The following is a 22019-nucleotide window of genomic DNA, read 5'->3' as shown; positions in this document are numbered from 1 at the left end:
TTACATACGACAAACTACCATAGAATTAGATTAATCTTCGTATACAGCAAATCTTCGTTCTAAGTAGCTGAAGATATTCGTCAAAATAAAGGTAAAGATTAAGTAGAATAATGCTGCCACGAGGAATGCAGAAATATCAAAATCACGTTGTACGATAGATTTTGTAATACGCAAGATATCATTCATCGCCAATACATACACGAGAGATGTATCTTTCAATAAGTTAATCGTCTCATTCGCAAGAGGAGGCAATACACGTTTAAACATTTGTGGTAAGATGATTTTACGCATAGTTTGCGCATAGGTAAAACCAAGCACCTTCGCCCCTTCGTACTGACCTCGAGAGATAGATTGAATGCCCCCACGGAAAATCTCACATAAATAAGCTGCGTAGTTTAATACGAAGGTAAGAACTGCTGCCGTCGCATCATCCATCTGAATGGCACCGTCTGTAATGATTGGCAAGGCATAATAGACGAATAAAATTTGTAACATCAACGGTGTGCCACGCATTAAGTACACGAAAGCATCAACAAGCTTATCTACTAAAGGCAATTTAGATAGACGTAACATAGCCATTAAAATGCCACCAGGAATAGATAAAATCCATACAATACAGAATAGCGATACGGTTACCTTTAAACCATCAGCGATGGTTGGGATAATCTGCAATAAATAATCTAACATGAAAGACTCCTTCAAAACACGACTAGAGAAGGGCCATCTGGCCGCTTCTCTAGTGTACATTTCGTTCTTTAATTATCAGTTGTACCTACTGACCATAGTACTATTAGTATATCACGAATTGTACTATTTAGCATCGCTCTTATCTAAGTCTGCGCCTGAGCCTAACCATTTTTCAGCAATTTTATCAGCAGTACCGTCTTTTTTCATTTCAGCTAAGATACCATTAATTTTGTCACGCAAAGCAGTATCATCTTTACGGAAACCAACAGCGAAATTATCAACGCCGTAGTCAGTACCTTCTACAATCTTGTATTTACCAGGTTCTTTTGTCATAAGATAACGAGCGATTACACCGTCAGCAATAACCGCATCAACACGACCAATACCAAGATCCATAAATGCACTTACAAAATCCGCATAGGATTTTGTTTCTTTAACAGTCTTACCGCTTGGATCGTTTTGCAATGCTGCTTCACCAGTACTAGCTTGTTGCACGCCTACTACCTTACCAGCTAAATCGGCTTTACCTTTAATGGAGTCATCGTCATTACGAACAATGACGTATTGTTTATCCTTCATATATGTATTGGAGAATAAAATATTCTTCTCGCGCTCAGGAGAGACTGTTAAGCCATTCCACAAAGCATCAATTTTTTTAGATTTTAGTTCCGCTTCTTTACTGGACCAGTCAATAGCTTTGAACTCTACATCCATACCAGCACGTTTAGCTGCTTCTTTAGCCATGTCGATATCAAACCCGACGATTTCACCTTTTTCATCTTTAAAGCCCATTGGAGGGAAACTATCATCTAAACCGATAACAACTTTCTTAGGCAATTCTGTATTAGCCTTTTTAGTGTCACCACCACAACCTGTTACAAATGCCATCATAGATACAGCTGCAAGGCCAACGGCCATCATCTTTTTCCAATTCATAACTATCCTCCACAGCGATTATCGCCTATTTACCACTTAATAATATGTTCAATATAGATTTAGATTCCGTACTTAATGATTGTATTATACTTTAGTTCATTAAAGTTGTAAATAGTTAATTTGGTGAATTTTTGAGTTTCTTATCTTACAGATTCTCCACATATACATTTTATGATTCTAGATTCATTTGCTTTATCTTTCTGTATGCCTATATTATATGACGCTTAGTGCTTATGCTTTATGACTGCGTATGTTTATGGATGGCCTCAATCATCGCCATTTTATCCTTGTACGCCACCTGATGCAGATCAAGTGGTATCACATAGATTCCACCATGACCATTCATCGCTTGCAACTCGCGCCATTCCTCAGTGAATCCGATAATATGCTCATAATCAACAAAGACGAAATATTCATCCCCATAGAATAAACTGTGAAAGTATTCTTTCACAGAAAAAGGCCTACGTTTTAACACGAGGCCCTTTTCACAGATAAAAGCTTGACTTTCACCTAATCTATGAAGGGTCCATAATATCACGAGCAACAACAGATAATACCATACACGTTCCGCCCAGTCTGAGGGCATATATTTTACAATCAACGCACACGCAACTAGACCGATGATGCGACCGGTCCACTGTATACCGCGATGTATTTCTAAGCTCTGTTGTACGGCACCTGATGAAAAGCGTTCCATCGCCTCTTGTTTCGTCATGGTTTACCTCACAAATTGAAAGTCTACTATATGATTTTATTTACGGCACAAGCCCATAGCTTGTTCTACCTTACGATACATTACACTTGCTTTAGCATGCGCCTTAGCAGCCCCTTCATCAAGGATTACATCCAATTCAGGGCTTGTAATCAATTCATTGTAACGTTGTTGAATTGGTTCAAGGGTTGCTACTAATAGATCAGCAATATCGGATTTAAATACACCGTAACCTTTGCCGGCATACATTTCTTCGATAACTTCATAGCTGTCTTTTGTAATAGCACGGTATATTCCCATCAAGTTAGAAATGCCAGGTTTATTCTCTTTATCATAACGCACTGCATTATCAGAATCAGTTTGAGCTCGTTTCAACTTTTTCACGATTAAATCTGGTGCATCCAAAAGACGGATTGTAGCATTTTGGTTATCATCAGATTTACTCATTTTCTTAGTTGGTTCTTGTAAGCTCATAACGCGAGCACCACCTTCTCCGACCTTGATATCAGGTACTACAAAAGTTTCACCGAATCTACGGTTAAAACGCTCTGCTAAATTACGAGTCAACTCGAGATGTTGCTTTTGGTCTTCCCCTACAGGAACATAATTCGTACCATATAGCAAAATATCTGCCGCCATCAACGGTGGATACGTAAGCAATGCAGTTGGAATAGAATCCCCTTGCTTTTGAGACTTATCCTTGTACTGAGTCATACGCTCTAATTCGCCAACATAGCTAATAGATTGCATAACCCAACCGAGCTTAACATGCTCAGGTACTTCAGATTGAACAAACAATGTTACCTTTTTAGGATCAAGGCCAACCGCAAGGTACAATGCAGCCAAATTACGAGTGTTTTGAAATAATTCTTTTGGATCTTGCGGTACCGTAATCGCATGTTGGTTAACGATACAATAGTAACATTCATCAGTATCTTGATAGTCTAAGAAATTACGTAAAGCCCCCAAATAGTTACCAAGTGTTAACTCCCCACTTGGTTGGATGCCGGAAAATATAACTGCCATAATAGTCTCCCTATATTGAAATAAACCAACAGTGCCAAAGCACTGTTGGTTATATATTATTCTACGGTTACAGATTTAGCCAAATTACGTGGTTTATCTACGTCTGCACCGCGTGTAATTGCTGCATAATACGCCAATAGTTGCAATGGTACAACTGCTAAGATTGGAGCGATAAATTTATTCGCACGAGGCACATAAATTGTGTGGTCTACGTGTTTAGATAATTCTTCGTCACCTTTCATGCCAATACCGATTACAATAGCTTCACGAGCTTTTACTTCACGGATGTTGCTAATCATCTTATCGTACACATCCTCTTGTGTAGCCAATGCGATAACAGGTACGCCCTCTTCGATAAGAGCCAATGTACCATGTTTCAATTCGCCACCAGCATATGCTTCAGCGTGGATGTAAGAAATTTCTTTCAACTTCAAAGCACCTTCCATCGCTACTGCATAGTCGATAGCACGGCCCAAGAAGAATGCATCAGATTTGAAGCCATAATGTTTAGCAAAGGCTTTCATATCTTCGTCTACTTCAAAAATTTCATGAATCAAGGATGGTAAGTTTTTAACGCCGCTAAGAATTTCTTCGGCTAAGGCTGGATTTAATTTACCATTTAATTGACCTAGATATACGGCGAACAACAAGCCCGCTACTAATTGAGTAGTGTACGCTTTTGTGGACGCTACAGAAATTTCAGGGCCCGCCCATGTGTAAACTTTGTTATCTGCTTCACGAGAAATGCTGGAACCAACAACATTGGTGATAGCCAAGGATTTAGCACCAAGGCGTTTAGCTTCTTTCAAAGCCGCCAATGTATCGGATGTTTCACCAGATTGGCTGATAACGATACATAATGTTTTATCATCAGTCAACGGATTGCTGTAACGGTATTCAGATGCAATTTCTACATCAACTGGAATACGCGCCAAGTTTTCAATATATTGTTTTGTTACAAGACCTGCATGGTATGCAGTACCGCATGCAACGATGAGAATTTTATTGAAAGCGGCTACATCTTCAGCAGTCCAATTTAGCTCATCAAAGATTGCTGTTTTACCATCTTCAGCGATATGTGTACCGAATGTATCGCGAACAGCTTTAGGTTGATCATGAATCTCTTTCAACATGAAATGCTCATAACCACCTTTTTCTGCTGCTTCAGCGTTCCAATTTACATGGAATACCTCTTTATCAACAGGGTTACCTTCACGGTCGAATACGGATACATTATCACGAGTTACGATAGCTAATTCACCATCGCTCAAGATGTATGTATCACGTGTGTAGTTAATGATAGCTGGAATATCGGATGCTACAAAGTTTTCACCTTTGCCAAGGCCGATAACCAATGGGTTTTCTTTTTTAGTACAAATGATTTTATCTGGCTCATCGGAGCAGATGATTTCAAGAGCATACGCACCATCAACACGAGCTAGCATGCGGCGTACTGTGCCCACGAAATCGCCATCGTACATATCCTCTAACAAATGAGCTACAACTTCTGTATCAGTTTCAGATTTGAAATGGTACCCTTTTGCAAGGAGCTCTTCTTTCAAAGGCATGTAGTTTTCAATAATGCCGTTGTGTACAACAGCAAATTTACCATCTTCAGATGCATGAGGGTGGGCGTTCATATCGGATGGACGACCATGTGTAGCCCAACGTGTATGACCAATGCCTACAGTTCCTTCATTAGGATCTGCTTTCACAACTGCCTCAAGATTAGCAAGACGGCCAACCTTCTTTTGAATTTTAATTACATTTTCAGGACCGATAACAGCAATACCTGCAGAGTCATAACCACGGTATTCTAACTTTGCCATACCGTCCAACAAGAAATCAGATGCTTGATTAAAGCCAATGTATCCTACGATACCGCACATACGTATATCCTCCTATAACTGGGGGTATTTCTAGCCCCAGCAAAAACTAAGGCTAACTAATTAATGTTCTAGATTAATATTCTATTTAATGTATTAAATATTAGTTCAATACAATTCATTCAGATATACTTTGTCCCCATCGTTACCGATGGGCTTTTTAATACCTGTTACGACATGAATATGCCGGAAGAGCATCCGCTGATGACTCGATCACTCTTCACCTCGTCTACCCTAACGACTGCCTTCGCGGGTACTTGCGCTATTCGCCTTTACGAATTTGGAATTCCTTTCTATGATATACGGCAGAATCAGTACAAAATAAAATATGTACTGACGTATATTATACTAAAAATATCGATAAAAAGTAAACCACCACAGATAATTCAAAAAGAATAGAAAAGATTGATTCTATGCTTCACGTCCTTTTCATTGTAAGAAATTATACTTCTACCATTCTAAATTTTACACAATTAGATTTTGTTGTATTTTCAAAATGTATGTATATAATTTGGGAGATGATAATCATGAATAAAACAACTATAAAGAAGCAACATAAAATTAAAAAGAACAGTTTGTCATATAGAAAATTGCGTCGTTGGGTATTACCTGCAGTCCTTGGTGCAGCTCTGTCGACATTAGCGGTTATCCCAACCTTAGCCGCAGAGACTCAAACTAGTACTAACGTAGCAGTTGTAACCTCAACAGAACAAACTAAAACAGTACCATCCGCACAAGGAAGCACACCTCCAAACGGTGCACCTCACGGCAAACCACCTGCAGGTCAATCACCTACAGGCACGTCTAACCAAATACATCCAAATGGAAATCCTCCTTCTGGCACTCCTAACGGTATGCCTCCAATGGCTATGCAGAATGGAGCCCCTAATGGAATGGCACCACAAGTTGAAGTAGATCCTAGTACTTTTAAAGGCACAACTATCGTTACAGAAAACAAATCCATTGCTCACGAATCGATGACAAACACAACGGCTGATCAGAATGCTTTCATCGGTAAAAATAAAGCGGTAATTGATATTGAAAATAGCGTTTTCGATAAAACAGGCGACACTACAAGCGATGACAACAGCAATTTCCACGGTCAAAATGCAGTAGTCCTCGGTATCGACGGGAGCCAAATCAATATTAAAGGCAGTAATATTACATCTAATTCTAAAGGCTCTAACGCAGTCTTTGCCACTGGTGAAGGCTCGGTTATCAACGTAGAAAATACTAATATTCACACAAAAAGCGATTCCTCTCGTGGATTAGATGCTACTTACAAAGGTACTGTAAATGGCAAAAACCTAACTATCACCACTGAAGGGGCTCATTCTGCCACACTTGCTACAGATCGCGGAGAAGGCACTATCAACGCAGAAGCAGCCAAACTTACGACATCTGGCGAAGGCAGTCCTGTTATCTACTCCACGGGTAATATTATAGTGAACAATGTCAACGGCATAGCGAATAACAGTGAAATTGGCGTCGTAGAAGGTAAGAACTCCATTACCCTTACAAACTCCAATGTAACAGGCTACAAAGATAATGGTTTCATGCTATATCAAAGCTTCTCTGGTGATGCTGAAAGCGGTATTGCTCGTCTGAAAGCAGAGAATAATACACTTACAACTCACGCTACGGGTGCGTTCCTCTATGTAAACAACACTACTGCTGAAGTAGACCTTTCTAACAATACAATCTCTATGCCGAACACTTCTACCCTAGTGAAAGCAGCTGCCGACTCCCGTTGGGGAAAAACTGGTGAGAACGGCGGTCATCTTACACTCCGCACATCTAATCAAGAACTAAGCGGTAATATTATAGCTGATTCAATCAGTACCATCGCACTAGACATGACAAATGGATCTAGCCTTGTAGGCGCTGTAAACACAGACAATGCTGCTAAAGAAGTAACTGTGAAACTCAGCAAAGACTCCAATTGGATACTCACAGGCGACAGCTATGTAAAATCTTTGAATAACGAAGACACCACAGGTAGTAACATTCACTTGAATGGATATAAACTCGTTGTGGCTGATAAATAATAATAAAAGCACTACTTTGAATTATTCCAATCCAAAGTAGTGCTATTCTTTTTCAATCAAAATTATAAAAGACTTCAACTATATAAATATTCTTTTGACCTATTACTATGAAGTTAGCGTATTATAAGTTATGAATTAAACAGTCTATTAAATAGCAGCCATATATAGGCCACAGTTTTAATTCAACCATAGGCTTGTAGTTTCCATCTTTAATTTTATGTTCCAATAAATTTAGATTCTCTAAATCATCTTCCCAGCTTTTGATATAGTCCTGCTTTTCTTCTTCGCTATCAAAGTCTTCGTCCATTTTTGCATTTTCAATGCATGCCAATATTTCTGTTCGTTGCTTGTCCACTTCACGACGGAACATATCATGTTGATTCATAATCCAAAGACCAAAGTAATAAGGGCCATCACTTAAATCACAGTGCTCTTTAGCCTTTTCACATTCGTCTAAGAATAGGCTATACTCATCTAATATATAATAGACGTCAATGATATCAAACTCAAAAACTTCATCATTACTTAAATGATATGCTACATCGCCTCCAAGCTTAATTTGCTTCAAACGATCGAGGGCTTGCTTTTTATTACCTAAATACACATCACAATAAGCAATACAAACTAGTAACCTCATCCTATTGGGATAGCTTTTTAATAACTCTTCAAAAATGACCTTTGCTTTCTCGTATTCCTTAAGCTCAAACAAACACACTGCATAGCCAAAGTTCATTTCATAACCATCGGATACTGTTCTTCCCTTTTCAAAGGCACGTAAGCTTTCCTTCAATTCCTCTACAGAACCTTTATCTCTATAAGCTGAAAAATGATATAAAGCCAGCCCTCTGTAAGTTTCTATATATGGAGAATTTAGCTTCACAGCTGCAGATAGATAGTCATATTCTTTTATATTTCCCTCATCGTTATAATAAAAAGCTAAATTAGTATAAACTCTTGCTTTATCGGTATCACTCAGTTCTTCTATATATTTTCTGAGAAACTCTTCTAATAGTTGTATTGAATTTTCTTCATGCCGCAACACCTGTTCAACAGTTGCTAAAGCACATACTATATTTAAATCATGCGGATGCTCATGCAGCAAACCATTCAAGTATGTTTTAAAACACTCTACATATTCCTTTAATACATTATAATCACTAAATATAGATACCTTATAAGTAGTTTCATATTCTATTTTTAGATTTTGCCAATACTCTCTTATAGCAAGTTTCATATTACACCTTTACTATCACCGAACATGTTTTAGACCATATGTTTATAATAACATAATTTATTACTTATATACTGTTGTGCCTATAATAACGCCGCTCATATAAATTCAAACTATACAAAAAGATTTCCTTTAGCCTCTATCTAATTCTAATTGCATAAAAATAACCCTCTATTAAATATTCTAAAAATGAATAAAATATCTAATAGAGAGTTATGTTGCTTGAACAAAATAAAACCTAACTATATTATGCTCTATCAATAGAAATTAAAGCCGCATTTTTTGCATGTATCAATGTAGTATCAAATAAAGGTATATCCGTATCATCTTGTTTAATAAGTAGCCCAATTTCAGTACAGCCTAAGATAACACCTTGTACACCAGATTTTACCAAATCACCAATAATATCTAAGTATTGTTGTTTAGATTCATTAGAAATAACACCTAAACACAATTCATTATATATAATATCATTCACAAGTTCGACTTGATCTTCGTTAGGTATAACAACATGAATCCCCCGATTTTCCAAGATACATTTATAAAAATCTTGTTGCATCGTGTACTTGGTACCGAGCAGACCTACCTTTGTAATACCTGATTTTTCCAACTCTACTGCAGTCATTTCCGCAATATGAAGAAGTGGAATATGAATATGTCTTTTTATTTCATCCGCTACTTTATGCATTGTATTCGTGCATATAACAATATAATCAGCACCAGCCTTTTCTAAAGATTGAGCAGCATCGGATAAAATTTCAGCACTTCTGATCCAATCTCCATTTACTTGACACTTTTCTATCTCTTCAAAATCGACACTATATAAAATACATTTTGCTGAATGTAAGCCGCCCAAAACTTGCTTAATAGTTTCATTCAAGACTTGATAATACGTAATCGTACTTTCCCAGCTCATTCCCCCAATTAAACCTATTGTTTTCATAATTTCACCCTCTAAGCTTAGAATAAACCAAAATAAAAAGATTATTCATTATGATTATTCAATTTTAAATATCACTCATCTCTAAACCTCCTATATATGTTCCTGCAGCGACTTTACGTAGGACGGAGCAAAGGGACATATATAGGAGGGGATACCTTTAATGTCAAATTGTAGAATGGATTCACAATTATTAAAATCCATAGGATTAATCTCAGTAAAGATGGTTCCTCGCTGTGGATTTTGCTTCGCAAAATCTTACGCTCGGAACAAAGTGATATGTGGGCTTCATCGTCGCAAGCTCCTCTGCCGCCTCACACCCTACTTTTATTCAGCCAACCCTTGTTCTCTACCGATAATATCAGCAATTTCTTGGCACAGGGATTGTAGTTCTTCTTGGTTAGGCCCTTCAGCCATGACACGAATGAGTGGTTCTGTCCCGGATGCACGTACTAAGACGCGACCTTCGTCACCAAGTTCTCCTTCAGCTGTTACGATAGCAGCTTTGATGAGGTCATTGTCTTCCCAGCCAGTTTTTGTAGCTACACGAACATTTACAAGAACTTGTGGGTATTTTGTCATAATGCCGGCCAATTCAGAAAGAGGTTGCTTTTTCTCCTTCATAAGAGCCGCCACTTGAACAGCTGTTAACATGCCGTCACCAGTGGTATTGTGATCTAAAAAGATTACGTGACCAGATTGTTCACCACCAACGGAAAGATTATGTTCACGCATGTATTCTAATACATATCGATCACCAACAGCAGTGGAAACTGTTTTCATACCAAGTTCTTCTGCTGCTTTATGGAATCCAATATTACTCATAACGGTACCAACTATGGTATCCCCTTTAAGTTTGCCTTCTTCTTTCAACTTAAGGGCGCATAGCAACATGATTTGATCACCATCGAGGACTTGACCTTTTTCATCAACCAATAAACAGCGGTCAGCATCGCCATCATTAGCAATACCAAGGTCTGCATTATGTTGTTGTACGGCTACTTGTAAGCCTTCAATATGTGTGGAACCACAATGATGATTGATATTCAAACCATCTGGATTCACATTAATATTAATGACTTTAGCACCTAGTCCAGACAAAATTTCCGGACCTACACTGGAAGCTGCACCATTGGCACCATCATAAACGATAGTCAACCCTTCAAGGGACGTATCGATTGTGTGACGTACAAAATGAGCATATAAATGAGCCAAGTTACTATTGAACTCAATTTTACCAATACCATCACCTGTAGGACGTGCCAATTCATTATCTGCACTTTGACGAACATATTTTTCCAATTCATCTTCCACTTCATCAGGTAATTTATAGCCATTACCATCAAAGAATTTAATGCCATTATCTGGATATGGGTTGTGGGATGCAGAAATAACAGCACCCGCATCAAAACCTTGTTGCCGTACAAGATACGCTACTGCAGGTGTTGGGATAACACCTGCAATTACTACATTGCCACCAACAGAGCAAATGCCCGCCGCTAATGCACTTTCAAGCATAGAACCAGAAATTCGCGTATCGCGACCAATCAAGAACGTAGGGTGATCCTTTTTCTTACCAAAATGCGTTCCTGCCGCACGACCTAAATGATAGGCTAATTCCGGCGTTAAAAACTCATTAACAACACCACGTACACCATCTGTACCAAATAAACGAGCCATAATTATCCTCCTCTAAGGATTTGTGAAAGTTTCACAAGTCTATATATCTACCGTGTGTATCTTTTCAATAATTACTGTTGTGTATTATATCATAATATAGAAAGCATACCTACTATAAAGTCACATCTATATTACATAAATAGTATGAATCTATACTGTAATTCAATCCATCAGTATAATTTCCCACTAATTAGGTTTTGCGTATTTTGCCATACATAAAATGGCCGTTTCCGCACCATCAAGGGCAGCACTCATAATTCCCCCTGCATAGCCAGCCCCCTCACCCATAGGATAGAAACCTCCTACAGTAGGAGAAATGCGTTCTTCATTGCGTCCCATACGAAGCGGTGCAGAGGTGCGCGTTTCAACGCCTGTCATACACACCGCAGGATTATCGAATCCACGGATACGACGACCCCAGTATGGCAAGGCCCGCTCTAATACGGATGTGACGAACGGTGGCAAGCAATCATGTAAATCGCAATTCACGACACCTGGCTCGTAGCTATATATACTATTTTGTACACTAGGTGCTTGTGAAAGCCCTAAAAACTGCCCTACTGTTTGTGCAGGTGCATGGAAATTAGATCCGCCCAACTCATAGGCCTTTTGTTCCCATTCTCGTTGGAATGCAACGCCATCTAATGGATGAGTACCAAAGTCATCTGGACCTACGTTAACCACGATAGCACTATTAGCAACACCGCTGTTCCGAGCGTATAAGCTCATGCCATTTACGACAACGCCACCTTCTTCAGAGGCAGATGCTACTACTTGACCTCCTGGGCACATACAGAAGCTATATGCAGTACGGCCTGATTCTTTATCGTGGTATACGAGAGAATATTCTGCTGCACCGAGGCCCAAACTAGATGGTTCTACACCATATTGGGACTCATCAATTACAGCCTGATCATGCTCAATACGAACACCAATAGCAAATGGTTTTGCCGTCATTTCCACATTGCGTTTATAAAGCATTTCATATGTGTCACGTGCACTATGGCCTACACCAGACAAAACAACAGTCGTATCAATACGCTCACTACCATTAACTTCAACGCCTACGATACGGTCATTTTCAATAAATAAATCTGTTACCTTAGAACCAAAGCGGACTTCACCGCCCCATTCGATGATGCGCTCACGCATGGCTTTTACCATGGTACGCAATTTATCAGTACCTACGTGAGGTTTATGTTTATATAAGATTTCTTCAGGCGCACCAAACTCTACAAAGTATTTAGATATTTCATGTAAACGCGGATGGGTAATGCGAGTTGTCAACTTACCATCGGAAAAAGTTCCTGCGCCGCCTTCCCCAAATTGTACGTTGGACTCAGGCTTAAATATGCCCTTTTTCCAAAATGTCTCTACATCATGACTACGTGTATCTACATCTTGACCGCGTTCAAGCACGATTGGGCGATAGCCTTCACGAGCTAAGTAAAAGGCTGCAAGCATCCCCGCAGGGCCAAAGCCCATAACTACAGGACGATGAGCTAATGGTACGGACCCAAAAACAATAGGTTCTGGATCTTCTGCAGCAAATACAGATATATCCTTTTCTTTACCAAGCTTTTTCATGACTTGAGCTTCATTATGAACCTCAATGAATAGGGTATATACAAAAACAATGTTTGGCTTCTTACGGGCATCTACGGCACGTCGAACAACATGAATCGTTTCGATAGCGCCACGTAACGGGGGATATTTCTTTTCTACAATACTTTTGATATCCGACTTAACCGTAACAGCCACGCGGAGATTTATTATTCTAATCATAGCTTTCCTATTAAAGCCTCCCTTTTAGGTGAGCCTACTTCTTTAATCTTTGACCAAAATTCTTTACCACTTGATCTGTAAGAAAATAGTCATACATCTTTATTATACAACACTACTATAAAAGCTAATATATAAATCATAAAAAGGCCCTAATAGAGAAATATTCACTCTATTAGGGTCTTTGTCGCAAGATTTCAAAGCCTCATAAAAACTTATCATCCATTAAGTACTTTCTTTTGTATTTCTACTTTCACCCGTACCGTTGTGGTATTGCTATTAACACCATTCGGTAATACTAAATTATAGTTACCCTGTACAGTTTCAGTAGCACCCGACACATCAATAGGTTCTGTTTGTATTTCTGTAACGGAATCAATCATTTCTTCACGACCAGTAACCGTTAGTTGCGTTGGTGTAGCAGACGTGGATTTAACTTCATAACCCTCTGCTACTGTACCAACAGTCGGAACAGTAATAGGAACCGCCTTTTCTTTACGTAATAAGTTAAGTTCATATTGTGCTTGACCTTGGTTTGGATTAATATGTACATCTAGTACATTACCTGCCGTATCCCAAGCTTCTAAGGTACTAACAGCGCTAAAGTTCTTCGTTTGACCAGCCACATTGACTTTCATGACAACCTTGCTCACTGCATTAACTTGTTGCTTACGACCAGAAACAGTTACCTCTTTCGGCACAATCGTTACCGATTTCAAAGCAATATCATCAGAGAACTTGCCGATTGGAACTATTTCAACAGGAATCGTTTTCTCTGCATATTCATCAACATTGATAGTGATGGTATCTGGTTTAACCTCCACAAGATTCATCCCTGCCGGAGGCGTAAAATTAATAGTTACATTATTTTGACCTGGTTTTACACCAGATGCATCAATATAAGCCCGTAAATTATCTGATTTCATAGACATAATGGTATCACGTGGACCAGCCAGAACAACACGGACCACATCTGGTGCATCTTCTATGATATAGCCAGAATTAAGATTTTGAACCTGTACAGGTATTGTATAGGTTACTTCCATCACAGGGTTCTGATCGCGCATAATAAAGAACCACATAACGATAGCTGCTAACAAGGATAATAATTTAGCAGGCCAATTGCGTTTCAAATGAATCATCATTTATTTGCCCTCCATTTCCACATACTAGTAATGGTTTGACGAGGGCGTTCCATAAAGGTGCGCAATGCCTCTTTAATTTGATCCTCTGGTAAATGGCGATAAATATGACCCCCATATGTATAAGAGATGGTCCCTGTTTCCTCACTGACAACGACTACCACAGCGTCTGTTTGCTCAGATAAGCCAATAGCTGCACGGTGACGTGTACCTAGTTCGGTACTCAATGTGCGGTCCTCAGTCAACGGCAACAAGCAGCCCGCTGCACGGATTCGCCCATCACGAATAATCAAGGCCCCATCATGAAGCGGTGTACTAGGAACAAAGATATTTTTAATCAACTCGCGACTCAATACAGCATCGATAAGAATACCAGTATCTACAAAGTCATTGAGACCTACTTCACGTTCAAAAACGATAAGTGCCCCCGTATGTTCGCGAGACATAACGCGAGCCGCAGCCATCACTTCATTAATGGCCATATCCATTTCTTCTTCGTTTACATTTTGTGCCTTGCTGAAAATTCGGCCACGCCCCAATTGTTCTAGAGCACGACGCAATTCAGGTTGGAATACAACGGGTAACGCAAAGAGAAGAACAGTCATACTTTGTTGCAAAATCCAGTTGATAACGTATAGATTTAACAGATGACTCAATAAATTAAAAATTGCCAATATAACGAGACCTTTTAAAAGAGAAACGGCCCGTGTATCTTTAAGCAATTTATATAAATAGTAAATACCAATAGCAACGATTATGATATCAACAATATCAAGAAGCCTAAAGGTATGTATAAGTGCGTCAATATGCATAAAAATAGCTCCTTATACAAAATAATAAGGTACAATCAATTCTTTGACTGTACCTTATATTTTAACTCATTTTGAGAGTACTGTAAATTTATAAACAAACGCTGAATGAGATTTTTATTAGATGTTTTGTGTTTCAATCCAAACATCCATTTGGCCCCCACAAACCATGCCTTCTTTAACAGCTACGTCATCATCGAGATGAACATCGATACGACGGTGAGCTTCTTTTTTATTCAAAGAGTCCACCGCACTTAGGCGGATTTCATTTTCCGCACGTCCGCCGCCGATAGTACCAAAAATAGATCCATCAGGAAATACAACCATAGATGTACCAGCTTTACGAGGTGTGGATCCACAAGTATATAAAATAGTGGCTACTGCTAAGGTTTCGTTTTTACGTTCACTAAGGTATTCAATAAACTCACGATTCATGGATCACTCTACCTTTCCGCAATGAGCCGCCTTTTTTTCCACGCACCACTGCCAAATATTCACTAACGATAGATAATGCAATTTCCTCAGGCGTTTGAGCTCCTAAATCTAGACCAATAGGCGCATATACCATATCTAACTCATCTTGAGTCCATCCCTGCTCACGCAACACTTCAAAAGCGTGATGGATGCGTTTTTGGCTGCCCATAACGCCCATATAGGTAGGCAAGTACCCTCGTAATTGCTCTAAGCATATATTATCGTACTCATGAGCACGTGTCACAATGATAAAACCAGTATATTCATCAAGAGGTAAATCGTTCTTGAAGTTTTCTAAAGGTAAGCATTTACGTATGACACGTTCATCAAAGAATTCAGGAACTACATATTCTGGACGGTCATCTACGACTGTAACACGACATCCAATAAACAGCAGCAAATCTGTAATCGCTCGGCTAACATGACCTGCGCCTAATACGAGAACTGACGGATCATTTTCTACAGGTTGTACGAAACACTCCATTTCGCCTACCATGCATAGAGAATTTAGCTTTGCTTTATCTACAGTAAACCCTTCAATAGGAGTTCCGTATAGAACCCTTCCATCTTCAGCATAAATAGTCTTATCCCCTTGACGAGGACCGGATAGAACAGTAACCATCACAGTAGTTTCAGTAACCTGTAGACGATCTTTCATCACATCATAAATTGTTTCCATCTAGATTCCTTTCATAATCCCAAGCGGTAACAGCCTCTAATACACCTCCACCGACAGCAAGGGATTTATCTGAAATACTATAGCAATGAGACTCTTCACAACGAGCATCCACATCAGCCAACTTAAAATGATCTGATACGATGAGCCCACTTTTTAAAATGCCTCGTAGAATACCTGTAATTTTCGCTCTTACTGGTTCTTCATCAACATAACCAATTACTTCATTAGCTTGTACAGAATCCCCAATATGACGTTTTGCTGTAAATAGTCCAGCCTTTGGAGAATGAATAACGCGCTCATGAGTGTAGCCACCTACATTTCCAGGGATACCTGTATTAGGTTGAGCTGGTCCATCATAGATACAGCGACCTAATGAATGACCACGCATCGTTTCAATGACTACATCTACATCTTCTCCAGCAATAAATCCAGGGCCCACACCGATAACGAGATCTGCATCATCCCGTTTTGTACCAAGATTCTTTTTACTCAAAATAGCATCGACTACAATCTCTGGTTTTAAAGTGTCCAATAATTCCTCATATGAGCTAGTAACAACGGGGATGATTTCCTGTGCCAATGTATCCTTCACTTCACTAAGAGACACATGACGAGCAACAAAACGTTCCAAAATCATCTCTCCACGATGAACCGCATTACCGTAACATACTTCGCGGCGAATCATGGTAGGAATCGCTATTTCACTAATTACAACGGGATAGCCCGCCCGTCTCAATCTATATACAGCGCCGGAAGCAATGTCTCCGCCTCCACGCATGAGTACCAATGGTTTCATAATGCCTCACTTTCACGATGTTTCAAACGCTCAAAATCATCGGGTGTATCGATATCGTCGCCAATATCATCACTAATCCATAATTTCACGACATGGGCTTTACCATCACCATGAATAATGGTCTTACCCCCTTGATCCCCTTGAATCTGTTGTAAATAATCAAACCAATGAGAACCAAAGAGAACGGGATTTCCCGAGTGATAATTTGCCCCATAATGTGGAACGACGATAGTTTTCGGATGAAAGTTTTCGTTAAACGCACGAATGACCTCGTGTACAACAGCACTCGTCAGAAGTGGTTGATCTCCTACTGAACAGAGAATACCGTCTAGCGGTATGGATGACGTATTCATCAAATGACGTACTCCCATCGCTATGGATACGCCTTGCCCTAGTTCAGGATGGTCATTTCGAATGGCTTCAAAACCATAGTTTGTGACAATTGGTTCTAATTTCTCATGATCATCACCAGTAACCGCCACAAAAGGTAGCCTACACGATACAGTAGAAGCCACCTGTCCACCCCATCCACCTTGAAGAGCCCCACAGACCGCATCTAGAACAGTCTTACCACGCCAGGGCAAGAGTTGCTTATTACATCCCATACGCTTGGATTGTCCTCCCACAAGGAGGACAATGCCAATATGCAAAGGATGACGGTCTATGGGGTCTCTCATGGGACTAAAAGCGGTGTTACAATTTGCCTTCATAATAGTCATGAGTACCTACCGACATTGAATAATGCGACGGATTTCACAACTTGCTTTATATCCATCAGCCAAAATGATAGCCGTAATATCACTATCAACAATATGATCAATAAAATCATCGATAATGCGATGTTGTACTGTTTCATAACCAGTACAGAATAGTATTTTCTTACCTTTACTGTATTGGAATAAACCTTGCCTATGCAAAACAAGATCAGCCAACATACGAGGAGTTACAATAGCCCCCATATCGCGTTTTACAATATCTTGAACAAGCTCGATATTATGTACGTGCTCATCATCTAACGGGGCCCCTAGCATTTGTAGATTCACGAGGCCAATCGTAGTCTTTGTAAGAGATGGAATGACAGGTTCGGTCGTCTTAGGTGCCTTGAGCCATTTTTCCTTCGCCCCATCTGCTTCTACAACAATTTGCCAATTGGGATGTAACTTGGATAAACCATCGATAAGATCACAATCTAAGGAGTCTACTTTTGTTCCTGTAATTCCAGCGAACCACGCACCACAATAGCCATGTAAAAGTCGGTCAGTACAATACTCATCAGCTTCATTAATATTATGAGTATAAATCGGTTCATAATGAGCCACCTGAGACTCATAAAGTCGAGTCGTAGTCGTAACTACGATGGGCTGACCTTTCAGCCGTCCATATTCTACTAGTTTTGAAAGCACAGTCGTTTTACCGCCTGCCCCAACAAGGGCAACGATTCCCGGCTGAATCAATCGATTCCAATAGGATGTTTGTGATGTCATAGAACCAGGCCTCCTTAGAAAGTAAAAAGAACTAGAAATCTCTATACTTTATATTTCTCGTCCATAGCCATAAATACCTTTTCAGGTGTCATAGGTAATGTACGAATATCCGCACCAACTGCATTTTTAATGGCATGTTGAATAGCAGGGCACCCCGTATTGATGACAACCTCACCAATAGATTTTGCTCCGAAACCACCTGTAGGCTCGTAAGATTCTACAAAGTCTGTATGTAATTCACCAATATCCTGACGGGTTGGGATTTTATAAGTCATAAGATTGTTTGTTTCCAAGCGACCATTGTTGGAATAGCGTACATCTTCATATAAAGCCATGCCGATAGCTTGTACCACACCACCCTCAACTTGAACGCGAGCCAATTTAGGGTTGATAACCGTACCACAATCAACACAAGAATAGAAATGAAGAGGAATAACCTTACCTGTTTGTTTATCTACCTTCACCTCAGCAATAGATGCCATAAATGGAGGTGGGGACGTATGACTGCCCCATGTAGCAAAACCAGACAATTGCTCCGCATTAACACCAACTAATAATTTTGGTGCCAATTGATGGATATCCATTGTTTTAGCACCATCTTTTGTGGTAGCTACAACGCCGTCAAAGTCAACGTTTTCAACGTCAGTTTCAAAGAATTGAGCGAATTTAGCAATAATCTTAGTGCGCAATTCTTCTGCTGCCATCTTAGCAGCAGTACCTGTTACATAGGTTGTACTAGATGCGTAGGACCCTGGATCGAATGGTACGATATCTGTATCTGATTCAATAACAGTCATATATTCCATAGGACAGCCGATTACTTCACAGGCCATTTGAGTCAATACGGTATTAGACCCCATGCCCATATCAGAAGACCCAGTATACAATGTATAATTACCATCGTCACCAAGGCGAATTTCAACAGACGCCACATCGATATTTGCGACACCAGAGCCTTGTAATGCTAAAGCCATGCCAAGTCCACCGCGATAGCGCTCATCGATATCCCAAGAATGAGGGCGTTCATCCCAACGAGCCATTTCTTTTACGCGATTTACGGTATCTTGGAAAAGACCAGAATCAAGATATTCATCTGGAGCATATACTAAGCTTTGTTCACCTTCCGCTATTAAGTTCTTCTGACGTAACTCAGCTGGATCAATCCCCATCTTATCAGCTAACTGGTTTACTGCACATTCTAATGGCCACAATGCTTCTGTTGCACCATACCCACGGAAAGCACCACCAGGAGTTTGGTTAGTATACACACCCTCTGTACCATAATGAACAGCAGTCGCTTTGTTGTACAAAGGTACAGATTTATGTTCGCCAGCCGTTGTAGTAGTGAAGCAATGAGTTGCATGTGCACCAGCGGCTGTGATGGAGTCCATATCAATAACTTTAATAATGCCATCTTTTGTAGCACCTACACGGATTTTCCATTCACGAGCATGACGTGTAGTAGAGCAAGTTTGTGCTTCTGTACGATCGTATAAGAGATAACAAGGTTTTTTCAATGTCCACGCTACAAAGGCCGTCATAATTTCTGTACAAGCCGTTTGTTTAGAGCCGAAACCGCCGCCGATACGAGGTTTAATAACACGGACTTTTGTGGCCGGAATACCGAGTGCACGAGCGATGTGACGGCGTACATGGAATACGATTTGTGTAGAGGATACAATAACTACACGACCTAGCGCATCTATATATCCAAAGCTTTGGAATGGTTCCATCGCTGTTTGGCGTGTGGCCTGGTCAAAGTATGTGCCTTCTGCCACGTAATCACATTTAGCAAGTTCTGCTTCCACATCTCCTACCCGTTTGTGATAGGATACGCAAATATTGCGTTTGTAATCTTGTCCTACAGGGATATTATTGTGAATATCATCTTCAGGATGTACTATAGTTTCATGGTCGATAGCAGTGTGCATATCAAGCACAGGTTTCTGTACTTCGTACTCAACCTTGATAAGAGGCATAGCTTTTAGCGCTGTAGCTTCATCTTTTGCTACGATGAGAGCTACTTCGTCTCCAACATAACGAACTACAGGGTCTAAGATGAGCGCATCATAAGCGGATGGCTCTGGATATGTTTGACCTGCTAATGTGAATCGCGTATTAGGCACATCTTCATAAGTAAAAATAGCTTCTATGCCAGGGATCAATTTAGCTTTAGATGTATCAATAGATTTGATGCGCGCTTGAGCATGAGGGCTACGAAGAACCTTAATAACAAGCGCATCTTTGGGAACAAAATCGCCAGTATAAGACGGTTTACCAGACAAAATACCTTTTGAGTCAACTTTGTCATAAGACTTACCAATATGCTTGTTCATCATTATAGGCCTCCTTCTAAGAATTTACGAACTCCTCGAAGTTGTGATTCATAACCAGTACAGCGGCACAAGTTACCTATAAGGTATTCGCGAATTTCATCATCGCTAGCCTTTGGATTTTTGCGTTTCAAATTGATAGCACTCATCATCATGCCAGTTGTACAAAAACCACACTGATCTGCGCCTTCACTTGCGATACAAGCTGCCAATAATTCAGCTTCCTCTTGTAAGCCTTCTAATGTAGTGATCTTATGACCTGGTGCACGGAAGGAAGGATACGCACAAGACAAGATGATTTCATCATCTACCCATACAGTGCAAAGGCCACAGTTTGTGGTGTCACAGCCACAGCGGACACTGTAATAGCCAAGATTGCGCAATGTATCTAACAACATCTCATCAGTTGGCACATTAACAGTTACATTTTTGTTATTAATATTAAGTACGAGTTCCATTATTGTGCCACCTCCTTAGCTAAGCGTTGAACCATTGCTTTTACCATCTCCATGCGGTATTCTTTGGACGCATGGGAATTAAATTGATAAACTAGCTCTTCAGATGCCAATTGACCTGCTTCTTTTGCTGCAGACAATCCTTTTTCTGAAAGTAAAGCACTTGCTTTTTCTGCTAATTGAGGTGTACCAGGTCTTGTACCAATGTACAATTCAACGCCTTTTTCGTCATGGCGAAGAGCACCTGTTAATAATGGGAAGTCGCCACGAGAGATGCGAAGAGCTTCAACAGCTACAGGTACATCTACTTTAGGGATGCGAATTTCCACGAGAATATCACGTTCTCTATATTTCATATAGTCTTGCATGGACATACGACCACCTTTAAAGGTTACGATGTCTGCATGTACTGCCAATAAAGCAGGAATGATATCTGAGAAGCCAAATTTACTTGCTACAGAACCGCCCATGGTAGCAGTATTTCTAAATTGAACACCAAGAATCTCCTTGACGCCTTTAACTACGGCTCCGCCACAGAATTGTTGTAATGGCTGAAAACGTTCCACATCTCCTTGTGTCGCCATAGCGCCAATTACAAACTCCTTATCTTCTTCACGAACATAACGCAAATCAAGACCTGCCATATCAATCACTGATGGCCAAGTACGTCGTCCTAGACGCAGCCAACAGCCTCCCGCTAGCATAGGAGCAGTTTTGTTCTTTGTGGCTAATTCATAAGCCTCTTCCACCGTCTTCGGTTGTAATACTTTCATAAATGCTAACATAATCTGTCCTCTCAATGGTATACTAATACTAACAGAATTACGGTGCTAACTATAAAAATACAGTTATCACCAAACTACAAACATAATAAAGATCTATAGAATCTCACGCATTTCTTATACTTTTATTTTACCAA

At 39.9% G+C, this 22019-nt stretch carries 20 protein-coding genes; 1 reads left to right on the top strand and 19 read right to left on the bottom strand.

The genetic code is table 11. From position 1 onward, the window contains the following. Positions 1-30: 30 nt before the first annotated feature. The 5 genes from E6X37_RS05465 to glmS all read right to left on the bottom strand — a co-directional run bounded on the left by E6X37_RS05465 (position 31) and on the right by glmS (position 5250). Positions 31-687, bottom strand: coding sequence for an amino acid ABC transporter permease (locus tag E6X37_RS05465; RefSeq protein ID WP_227037746.1), 657 nt, complete (start codon positions 685-687; stop codon positions 31-33). Positions 688-810: 123 nt separating this feature from the next. Further along, positions 811-1623 (bottom strand): amino acid ABC transporter substrate-binding protein, encoded by an 813-nt coding sequence (locus tag E6X37_RS05460; RefSeq protein WP_012863876.1) that lies wholly within the window; start codon positions 1621-1623, stop codon positions 811-813. A gap of 238 nt (positions 1624-1861) precedes the next feature. Then, entirely contained in the window at positions 1862-2338 is a 477-nt protein-coding gene (locus E6X37_RS05455; protein ID WP_008602920.1) for a hypothetical protein, read from the bottom strand. A 36-nt stretch (positions 2339-2374) separates the two neighbouring features. Then, entirely contained in the window at positions 2375-3361 is a 987-nt protein-coding gene (gene trpS, locus E6X37_RS05450; protein WP_278456663.1) for a tryptophan--tRNA ligase, read from the bottom strand. 56 nt (positions 3362-3417) lie between these two features. Then, positions 3418-5250 (bottom strand): glutamine--fructose-6-phosphate transaminase (isomerizing), encoded by a 1833-nt coding sequence (gene glmS / locus E6X37_RS05445; RefSeq protein WP_119562334.1) that lies wholly within the window; start codon positions 5248-5250, stop codon positions 3418-3420. Positions 5251-5774: 524 nt separating this feature from the next. On the opposite strand from glmS, the gene E6X37_RS05440 reads away from it, so the two are divergent. Further along, positions 5775-7295, top strand: coding sequence for a hypothetical protein (locus E6X37_RS05440; RefSeq protein ID WP_278456664.1), 1521 nt, complete (start codon positions 5775-5777; stop codon positions 7293-7295). Between the two features lie 121 nt (positions 7296-7416). Here the strand turns inward: E6X37_RS05440 and E6X37_RS05435 are convergent, their stop codons facing one another. The 14 genes from E6X37_RS05435 to E6X37_RS05370 all read right to left on the bottom strand — a co-directional run bounded on the left by E6X37_RS05435 (position 7417) and on the right by E6X37_RS05370 (position 21885). Further along, a complete protein-coding gene (locus E6X37_RS05435; RefSeq protein ID WP_316581129.1) occupies positions 7417-8529 on the bottom strand; it encodes a tetratricopeptide repeat protein in 1113 nt (370 codons plus the stop codon). Positions 8530-8773: 244 nt separating this feature from the next. Next, on the bottom strand, positions 8774-9469 hold the full coding sequence (locus E6X37_RS05430; RefSeq protein WP_316581130.1) for an aspartate/glutamate racemase family protein: 696 nt from the start codon (positions 9467-9469) through the stop codon (positions 8774-8776). Positions 9470-9793: 324 nt separating this feature from the next. After that, a complete protein-coding gene (gene glmM / locus E6X37_RS05425) occupies positions 9794-11146 on the bottom strand; it encodes a phosphoglucosamine mutase (RefSeq protein ID WP_008602925.1) in 1353 nt (450 codons plus the stop codon). 186 nt (positions 11147-11332) lie between these two features. After that, positions 11333-12931, bottom strand: a complete 1599-nt coding sequence (locus E6X37_RS05420; protein WP_278456669.1) for an NAD(P)/FAD-dependent oxidoreductase — start codon at positions 12929-12931, stop codon at positions 11333-11335. A gap of 215 nt (positions 12932-13146) precedes the next feature. Then, on the bottom strand, positions 13147-14073 hold the full coding sequence (locus E6X37_RS05415) for a CdaR family protein (protein ID WP_012863867.1): 927 nt from the start codon (positions 14071-14073) through the stop codon (positions 13147-13149). Then, positions 14070-14882, bottom strand: a complete 813-nt coding sequence (gene cdaA / locus E6X37_RS05410; protein WP_008602928.1) for a diadenylate cyclase CdaA — start codon at positions 14880-14882, stop codon at positions 14070-14072. The genes E6X37_RS05415 and cdaA overlap by 4 nt, the downstream gene beginning before the upstream one ends. Before the next feature lie 117 nt (positions 14883-14999). After that, positions 15000-15314, bottom strand: a complete 315-nt coding sequence (locus E6X37_RS05405) for an XdhC family protein (RefSeq protein ID WP_004693881.1) — start codon at positions 15312-15314, stop codon at positions 15000-15002. Then, the gene (locus tag E6X37_RS05400; RefSeq protein ID WP_008602931.1) at positions 15304-16032 is read right to left on the bottom strand and encodes an XdhC family protein; all 729 of its coding nucleotides are present in this window, start codon (positions 16030-16032) and stop codon (positions 15304-15306) included. The genes E6X37_RS05405 and E6X37_RS05400 overlap by 11 nt, the downstream gene beginning before the upstream one ends. Beyond that, entirely contained in the window at positions 16016-16828 is an 813-nt protein-coding gene (gene yqeB / locus E6X37_RS05395; RefSeq protein ID WP_008602932.1) for a selenium-dependent molybdenum cofactor biosynthesis protein YqeB, read from the bottom strand. The genes E6X37_RS05400 and yqeB overlap by 17 nt, the downstream gene beginning before the upstream one ends. After that, positions 16825-17547 carry a nucleotidyltransferase family protein gene (locus E6X37_RS05390; protein ID WP_278456671.1) on the bottom strand — a complete coding sequence of 241 codons (723 nt, stop codon included), beginning with the start codon at positions 17545-17547 and terminating at the stop codon, positions 16825-16827. The genes yqeB and E6X37_RS05390 overlap by 4 nt, the downstream gene beginning before the upstream one ends. 6 nt (positions 17548-17553) lie before the next feature. Further along, entirely contained in the window at positions 17554-18312 is a 759-nt protein-coding gene (gene yqeC, locus E6X37_RS05385; protein ID WP_278456672.1) for a selenium cofactor biosynthesis protein YqeC, read from the bottom strand. Between the two features lie 41 nt (positions 18313-18353). Continuing rightward, on the bottom strand, positions 18354-20651 hold the full coding sequence (locus E6X37_RS05380) for a xanthine dehydrogenase family protein molybdopterin-binding subunit (RefSeq protein WP_316584270.1): 2298 nt from the start codon (positions 20649-20651) through the stop codon (positions 18354-18356). Then, entirely contained in the window at positions 20651-21103 is a 453-nt protein-coding gene (locus E6X37_RS05375) for a (2Fe-2S)-binding protein (protein WP_316584271.1), read from the bottom strand. Before E6X37_RS05375 ends, E6X37_RS05380 begins: the two co-directional genes overlap by 1 nt. Continuing rightward, entirely contained in the window at positions 21103-21885 is a 783-nt protein-coding gene (locus tag E6X37_RS05370; RefSeq protein WP_316689666.1) for an FAD binding domain-containing protein, read from the bottom strand. Before E6X37_RS05370 ends, E6X37_RS05375 begins: the two co-directional genes overlap by 1 nt. Positions 21886-22019: the final 134 nt, after the last annotated feature.

Origin of the sequence: Veillonella parvula (genome assembly GCF_032550495.1) — a bacterium.
GTDB lineage: Bacteria > Bacillota > Negativicutes > Veillonellales > Veillonellaceae > Veillonella > Veillonella parvula_G.
Note: the sequence above shows the minus strand (reverse complement) of the source record. Positions and strands in the feature narration are given on the sequence as shown.

What these genes read in the sequence shown, in the direction of transcription:
- E6X37_RS05465 (WP_227037746.1), bottom strand. Translation starts at nt 687, where the DNA reads ATGTTAGATTATTTATTGCAGATTATCCCAACCATCGCTGATGGTTTA.
- E6X37_RS05460 (WP_012863876.1), bottom strand. Translation starts at nt 1,623, where the DNA reads ATGAATTGGAAAAAGATGATGGCCGTTGGCCTTGCAGCTGTATCTATG.
- E6X37_RS05455 (WP_008602920.1), bottom strand. Translation starts at nt 2,338, where the DNA reads ATGACGAAACAAGAGGCGATGGAACGCTTTTCATCAGGTGCCGTACAA.
- trpS (WP_278456663.1), bottom strand. Translation starts at nt 3,361, where the DNA reads ATGGCAGTTATATTTTCCGGCATCCAACCAAGTGGGGAGTTAACACTT.
- glmS (WP_119562334.1), bottom strand. Translation starts at nt 5,250, where the DNA reads ATGTGCGGTATCGTAGGATACATTGGCTTTAATCAAGCATCTGATTTC.
- E6X37_RS05440 (WP_278456664.1), top strand. Translation starts at nt 5,775, where the DNA reads ATGAATAAAACAACTATAAAGAAGCAACATAAAATTAAAAAGAACAGT.
- E6X37_RS05435 (WP_316581129.1), bottom strand. Translation starts at nt 8,529, where the DNA reads ATGAAACTTGCTATAAGAGAGTATTGGCAAAATCTAAAAATAGAATAT.
- E6X37_RS05430 (WP_316581130.1), bottom strand. Translation starts at nt 9,469, where the DNA reads ATGAAAACAATAGGTTTAATTGGGGGAATGAGCTGGGAAAGTACGATT.
- glmM (WP_008602925.1), bottom strand. Translation starts at nt 11,146, where the DNA reads ATGGCTCGTTTATTTGGTACAGATGGTGTACGTGGTGTTGTTAATGAG.
- E6X37_RS05420 (WP_278456669.1), bottom strand. Translation starts at nt 12,931, where the DNA reads ATGATTAGAATAATAAATCTCCGCGTGGCTGTTACGGTTAAGTCGGAT.
- E6X37_RS05415 (WP_012863867.1), bottom strand. Translation starts at nt 14,073, where the DNA reads ATGATGATTCATTTGAAACGCAATTGGCCTGCTAAATTATTATCCTTG.
- cdaA (WP_008602928.1), bottom strand. Translation starts at nt 14,882, where the DNA reads ATGCATATTGACGCACTTATACATACCTTTAGGCTTCTTGATATTGTT.
- E6X37_RS05405 (WP_004693881.1), bottom strand. Translation starts at nt 15,314, where the DNA reads ATGAATCGTGAGTTTATTGAATACCTTAGTGAACGTAAAAACGAAACC.
- E6X37_RS05400 (WP_008602931.1), bottom strand. Translation starts at nt 16,032, where the DNA reads ATGGAAACAATTTATGATGTGATGAAAGATCGTCTACAGGTTACTGAA.
- yqeB (WP_008602932.1), bottom strand. Translation starts at nt 16,828, where the DNA reads ATGAAACCATTGGTACTCATGCGTGGAGGCGGAGACATTGCTTCCGGC.
- E6X37_RS05390 (WP_278456671.1), bottom strand. Translation starts at nt 17,547, where the DNA reads ATGACTATTATGAAGGCAAATTGTAACACCGCTTTTAGTCCCATGAGA.
- yqeC (WP_278456672.1), bottom strand. Translation starts at nt 18,312, where the DNA reads ATGACATCACAAACATCCTATTGGAATCGATTGATTCAGCCGGGAATC.
- E6X37_RS05380 (WP_316584270.1), bottom strand. Translation starts at nt 20,651, where the DNA reads ATGATGAACAAGCATATTGGTAAGTCTTATGACAAAGTTGACTCAAAA.
- E6X37_RS05375 (WP_316584271.1), bottom strand. Translation starts at nt 21,103, where the DNA reads ATGGAACTCGTACTTAATATTAATAACAAAAATGTAACTGTTAATGTG.
- E6X37_RS05370 (WP_316689666.1), bottom strand. Translation starts at nt 21,885, where the DNA reads ATGTTAGCATTTATGAAAGTATTACAACCGAAGACGGTGGAAGAGGCT.